The 5,913-nt window shown below is 36.4% G+C and carries 5 protein-coding genes; 2 read left to right on the forward strand and 3 right to left on the reverse strand.

Annotated elements, in window-relative coordinates; all coding sequences use genetic code 11:
* Positions 1-37 precede the first annotated feature (37 nt).
* The gene (locus V7183_RS22765) at positions 38-331 is read right to left on the reverse strand and encodes a DUF3910 family protein (protein ID WP_335360934.1); all 294 of its coding nucleotides are present in this window, start codon (positions 329-331) and stop codon (positions 38-40) included.
* 273 nt (positions 332-604) lie between these two features.
* The gene (locus V7183_RS22770) at positions 605-1,471 is read right to left on the reverse strand and encodes a cell wall-binding protein EntA (RefSeq protein WP_335360935.1); all 867 of its coding nucleotides are present in this window, start codon (positions 1,469-1,471) and stop codon (positions 605-607) included.
* A 786-nt stretch (positions 1,472-2,257) separates the two neighbouring features.
* On the opposite strand from V7183_RS22770, the gene opuD reads away from it, so the two are divergent.
* Together opuD and V7183_RS22780 are read left to right on the forward strand one after the other, a co-directional pair.
* Positions 2,258-3,778, forward strand: coding sequence for a glycine betaine transporter OpuD (gene opuD / locus V7183_RS22775; RefSeq protein WP_097894844.1), 1,521 nt, complete (start codon positions 2,258-2,260; stop codon positions 3,776-3,778).
* Positions 3,779-3,993: 215 nt separating this feature from the next.
* Complete coding sequence (locus V7183_RS22780; RefSeq protein WP_335360936.1) at positions 3,994-4,128, forward strand: hypothetical protein; 135 nt, start codon at positions 3,994-3,996, stop codon at positions 4,126-4,128.
* A gap of 252 nt (positions 4,129-4,380) precedes the next feature.
* Here the strand turns inward: V7183_RS22780 and V7183_RS22785 are convergent, their stop codons facing one another.
* Positions 4,381-5,589, reverse strand: coding sequence for a NupC/NupG family nucleoside CNT transporter (locus V7183_RS22785; protein ID WP_097894842.1), 1,209 nt, complete (start codon positions 5,587-5,589; stop codon positions 4,381-4,383).
* Positions 5,590-5,913 lie beyond the last annotated feature (324 nt).

Below are 5,913 nucleotides of genomic sequence, written 5' to 3' on the forward strand. Positions count from 1 at the left end.
CTTATGGGACAGCCCCTTTCTTGATATATCGCTGCTTCTATAAAACACGACAAGCTTGTACATATGGATCTTGTAGAATTCTTTCTACTAACGGGAGCATTTCTTCTTGAAATGGTATATCAATCGGAAATGGTTTTTGTGATCCAGGTTTGATGCCGTATTGTACAATTTTATAATGAATTTTTTCATGGTGTTTGAGTACGATTAATTTATAGCGATTATCGTCTTGCTCGAGTGAAAAATCAATGGCAGTGGCATCGTATGTAACGTCGTCTTTATATATATACGGCTTCGGTGTGCCGATCCAGTCTATTTTTGCGCGTACGTTCATTGCACAACCTCCTTATTTGTCATTATATATATCCATTTTGATTTTTCAACATATAAGTCGCTGTTATGAAGAACAAAAGGTGACCGCTACTTGTTTTCTCTCCTTGTTTTCATTTGGCATGGGGTAGTGACTGCTTCTATGCATGGTCGGATGCTCTCTCCCGCCTAAAAAGAAAGGGTTTATGTTGGTTCTTCAATTTGTATTTATATATATAAAATTAAAAGCCAGCTCTCAAATCATAAGAGAGCTGGCTTCCTATTTAGCAGTTATTGATTATTTTAAAATTTTCACTTTAACAGATTTACGTCCCCATTTGTCAGCAGCTGAATCTGAGCCAACTAGAACATCGATACGGTTACCTTTAATTGCACCGCCAGTATCACCAGCGATTGCTTCTCCGTAACCTTCTACCCATATTTTTGATCCAAGTGGAATCACTTTCGGGTCAACAGCAACCATCTTCATGTTTGGATTTGCTGTTAGGTCATGACCCATTGCAGTTAATACACGGCCGCCATATGTGCCCCCATTTTCGCTCGGATGAGCTGTATATGCTGTAGCTACAACTGTTAACTCACGGCCACCAGAAGGCACATTTGTTGCCTCTGCTTTTACTTGAGTAGCAGGTTTTTCTTGTGCTACTGGTGCTGCTGCCTGAATAGGAGCTTGCGTTTCCTGTTTTTCAATAACAGGTGCTGTACCTGTTAAGAAAGGAACATGAACATAAGCTGTTTTCCCGTTATATTCGAATTGTAACCACCCATTTTGTACTTGGTTCGTTGTTTCGATCATATCGTCTTTCTTAAGCGTACCAAGAATTTCTGAGTTTGTGTTTGCTTCAGCACGTACGTTTAATACGTTTGCTGTTACATAGTAGATGCTTTTTGTGAACTCTGAATTTACGAATGCGTCTTTACCATTTAATTTGATTTGTGACCATCCGTTTTCTGTATTTGTAACATCTAATTTATTACCATTTAATAATTTACCGACAACTTTTGATTCCGTAGTTGGGTTTTCGCGTACGTTTAGTACGTCTGTTGTTACAACAGTTTCTGCTTTAGCAGAAGTAGTGAAAATCCCAAGACCAAAAACTGCTGCTGTTGCTATACCAATTAATTTTTTCATGATAGCCTCCATTGCGTTTGTTTTCGTGTCCCTATTATAGCAACAGATTTTTTTGGAATTTGGGAAATCACACAATTACAAACCATTCGTAACAAACCATTAATGCTTTGTAATATAGCAAAAAATAATAGAAAGCGTTTTTCATTCCGTGTTTTTAAGTAGTTTATATCGCATATCTACTATTTTTAATACAACAGTTTTTTTCGATAAAGATAAAAATATTACAGTGACGTTACAAAACATTTACCGATAGATTGCATTCCTTGAGTATTTTATTGATTTATGCCTAAAATAGTTATATAAACATAAACATTTTGTTTGTGAATTTATAAATACGTACTATATCCTAACAAAACAACCGCATAATTGTTACAAAAAGAAAGGGCTGCAATGAACAAATTTGTCCTTTTTTACAACTGTAACACATCATTTTTTAGGGAAGCACATTCCCATCCGCATTTATCCCGCTTTAACGGACAGTAAAACCCCTAACTTCAAAATTCAGTGAAAGAGACAAAGAAGTTAAGTAGGGGATTAACTATCCGTAAGAGCCCAATTGGTGAAGGCTAATAATCAGTGATCACTGATTAAAGTTTCACTTTATCTCGCCCAATTTGGCAGCATGATTTTTACATTATACTTCGAGCGAGAAGATAAGCTGTTCATAAGAATTCTAATTGGTGAAGGTCCATTTTATAGAATTCGAAGAAAATTACTAATTATTTCATTATATCTGATTTAACACATTGGAATTATGGTTATTTTACACAAAAAAAGAAATCTACAAAGGGGGATTTGATGAGGAAACTGACGAAAACATTTATTGTCTCATTAACAGTATGTATTGCATTTACAATTTGGGGGATTATTCCCGAATCTATAATTGGAAAAGGGAGTTTGGGGAATGTAACCACTGCAATCCAAACTACACTAGTTAGTAAATTTGGGTGGTTCTATATTATTTCTGTTTCAATCTTTTTAGCGATTTCAATCTTTTTAATTGTTTCCAAATATGGTTCCATCCGTTTAGGAAAAGATGATGATGAACCTGATTATAGTTATATGACATGGTTTGCCATGCTGTTTAGTGCTGGTATGGGAATCGGTTTGATTTTCTGGGGTGTTGCCGAACCATTAAATCATTTATATACGCCACCGTTTGGAGAAAGTGCAACCGAAGAGAGTGCACGCCTTGCACTTCGCTTTTCATTTTTCCACTGGGGATTACATCCGTGGGGCCTATATGCGCTTGTAGCTCTTTGTATTGCCTATTTCACGTTCCGAAAAGGGAAGCCAAGTACAATTAGCGCGACAGTAGGTTCTTTATTTAAAAGCGGTGAACATGGCCGTATTGCCCATACATTTGATGTGTTAGCTGTATTTGCCACAGTATTTGGTGTTGCGACTTCATTAGGGCTTGGGGCGCAACAAATTGCAGGTGGTGTTAGTTACTTAACGTCTATTCCAAACTCATTAACAACGCAGTTAGTTATTATAGCAATCGTAACGGTTCTTTATATGTTATCTGCGCAAACAGGGTTAGATAAAGGAATTAAGTATTTAAGTAATACAAATATTATTTTGGCATTTGCACTTATGGCAATTTTATTATTTGCAGGTCCCACAAACTTTATTATGAACTACTTTACTTCAACAATTGGATCTTACATTCAAGAGTTACCAAGTATGAGTTTCCGTTTAAGCCCGCTAAACGAGGATGGAAACCAATGGATTCAATCATGGACGATTTTCTATTGGGCATGGTGGATTGCGTGGTCTCCATTCGTTGGTACATTCATCGCCCGTGTATCGCGTGGACGTACGATTCGAGAATTCGTTATCGGTGTGTTACTTGTGCCGACATTAATCGGTGCGCTTTGGTTCTCTGTTTTTGGTGGAACAGCTATTCACATGGAGTTATTTGATGGAGCAAATATTCATGGGCAAATTAAAGAGATGGGTACAGAAGTAGGATTATTTGCTGTGCTAGATCATATGGGTAGTATAGGACCAGCTTTATCTGTTCTAGCTATTCTACTAATCTCAACATTCTTTATTACATCAGCAGATTCTGCGACATTTGTTCTAGGTATGTTAACGACGCATGGTAGTTTAAACCCACCAAATCGTATTAAAATGATTTGGGGGCTTGTCCTAGCGGCGGTAGCATCAATCCTATTATATGTCGGTGGACTGACGGCACTGCAAACAGCTTCGATTATCGCAGCGTTCCCATTTGTATTTGTTATCTTCTTTATGGTAGCTTCGTTATTTAAAGAGTTGCAAAAAGAGGTCCATCATCATAAATCACATAGATAGAAGAAAAGAGCTGATTGATTTAGAATCAGCTCTTTTTTAATAGGTAAGGAATCTTTATATTTTGACATTATCCGATATATTGTCAAAAGTAATTCATATTTTTGACAAAAAATTGTCGGAAATGTGTTGTCACTTTTATATATATGTGCTATATTATTTCTTGTAAGCGATTTCAAATGGTTTTTTAAGTGTATTTGAGGGGGACAACTAGAATAATGAAACGTTACGAAAGAAAGTGGAAGCATATTTGTTTGAAACGTGTGGCACATCGAAATGTCCAAGAAAGCACGGAACCAAAGATTCAGGTATCTAAAGAGCAACAAGAGAAGCAATTGGTTTTACAAAAATAGCAATCACTTTTTCGTATATAAATGAAAGTAGATCGTTCGTTGGGGGATGGACGTGAAATTACTTTCGGCTAAGGGGTATTGTCCGATATATAGATTTTAGTTCAAAAATAAGCACAGAGCATACGGCGCTCTGTGCTTATTTTTTAAACAAACGTTTGTTTAGTTTTAGTATTACTGCCTGTAAAAGCCCTATTGGTGCGGGCTAATAATCAGTGGGGAGGAAGAACCTCCGCTGATTCAAGTTTCAAATTATTAGAACATCATACCTGCAACTGCTGCGTTTAAGAAGTTCGCTAATGTACCAGCGATTACTGCTTTAATCCCTAGCTGTGCAATTTGCTGACGGCGAGAAGGAGCGAGTGTTCCTGTTACACCTAATTGAATTGCGATAGAAGAGAAGTTTGCAAAGCCACAGATTGCAAATGTTAAAATCATATTTGTTTTTGCAGAGAAGTCTGCCATGTGTGGTCCTAAGTTCCCATAAGCTACGAATTCGTTGATTGCAAGTTTTTGACCGATGAAACCAGCTGCTTGTACAGCTTCGCTTGGTGAAACACCGATTAAGATAGCGAATGGTGATAATAAGTAACCAAAGATTAAATCAAGGCTAAGTTTAATATGGAACCAAGAACCAATCCATCCTAATAGGCCGTTTAATACAGCGATTAATGCGATGAAAGCCATTAACATTGCTGCTACGTTAATAACAAGCTGCATTCCTTCAGAAGCGCCGCGTGCTGCTGCGTCGATGACGTTCGCATCTTCACGTTCTGTAGAAAGTTGTACATCATTATTTACTTCTTCTGTCTCTGGCATAATGATTTTTGCAATTAATAAGCTTGATGGTGCTGCCATAATTGCTGCTGCTAATAAATGCTCAAGCGGAATACCCATTGCTGCATAGCCGACAAGAACTGATCCGGCAACAGCTGTCATACCGCTTACCATAATAGTGAAGAATTCACTGTTTGTTAAACGTGCTAAGTACGGTTTAATTAAAATTGGTGCTTCTGTTTGTCCTAAGAAAACAGTTGTTACTGCATTTAAGCTTTCTGCTTTTGAAGTTCCAAGAAGTTTACTTAATGCACCACCAACGATACTAACGAATTTCTGCATAATACCAAAATAATATAAGATTGCTACTAATGAACTAATAAATACAATTGGAAGTAGTGCTTGAATGATGAAAACGAATCCCCAAGGACCTTTAGGATTTACTAAATCTCCAACAACGAATTTAATGCCCTCATAAGAAAAATTGATTAATCCTTGAACACCGTCAGCAGCGATTTTTAAGCCTGCTTTTCCAGCATCCCAACGTAACACGATAAATGAAAATGTAATTTGTAATGCTAGCGCGATTAAAATTGTGCGCCAATTAATAGCTCTGCGATTGGAAGATAGTAAGAAAGCAATTGCTAAAACTCCAATTACGCCGCCAATTCCCCATAAAAAATTCATGCAGTGTAAATCTCCTTTCTCATAGTAGAAAAGTATATGTAACAGATGTATATACTTCTGCAAAAATAACATCTTAAGTAACTTATCACAACGGACATCAGAGGTCAAACATCCATAAAAAAGTTTAAATAGAAAGAAAATTCCTCAAGAAAACACATATAAATCTTATGAGGTTAAAATAGGTTATGTTTTTTAGCGAGAATATATTCATTATTGTAACGTTGTAAATTGTTTGTATAAAATGTGATGTATGAAATAAGAGAAGAGAAACATATTTAAATTTATATATAAATCCATATAAACCTCTGCTATGTAGAATAAAAA

The organism is Bacillus sp. JJ1127 (genome assembly GCF_036965845.1).
Lineage (GTDB): Bacteria > Bacillota > Bacilli > Bacillales > Bacillaceae_G > Bacillus_A.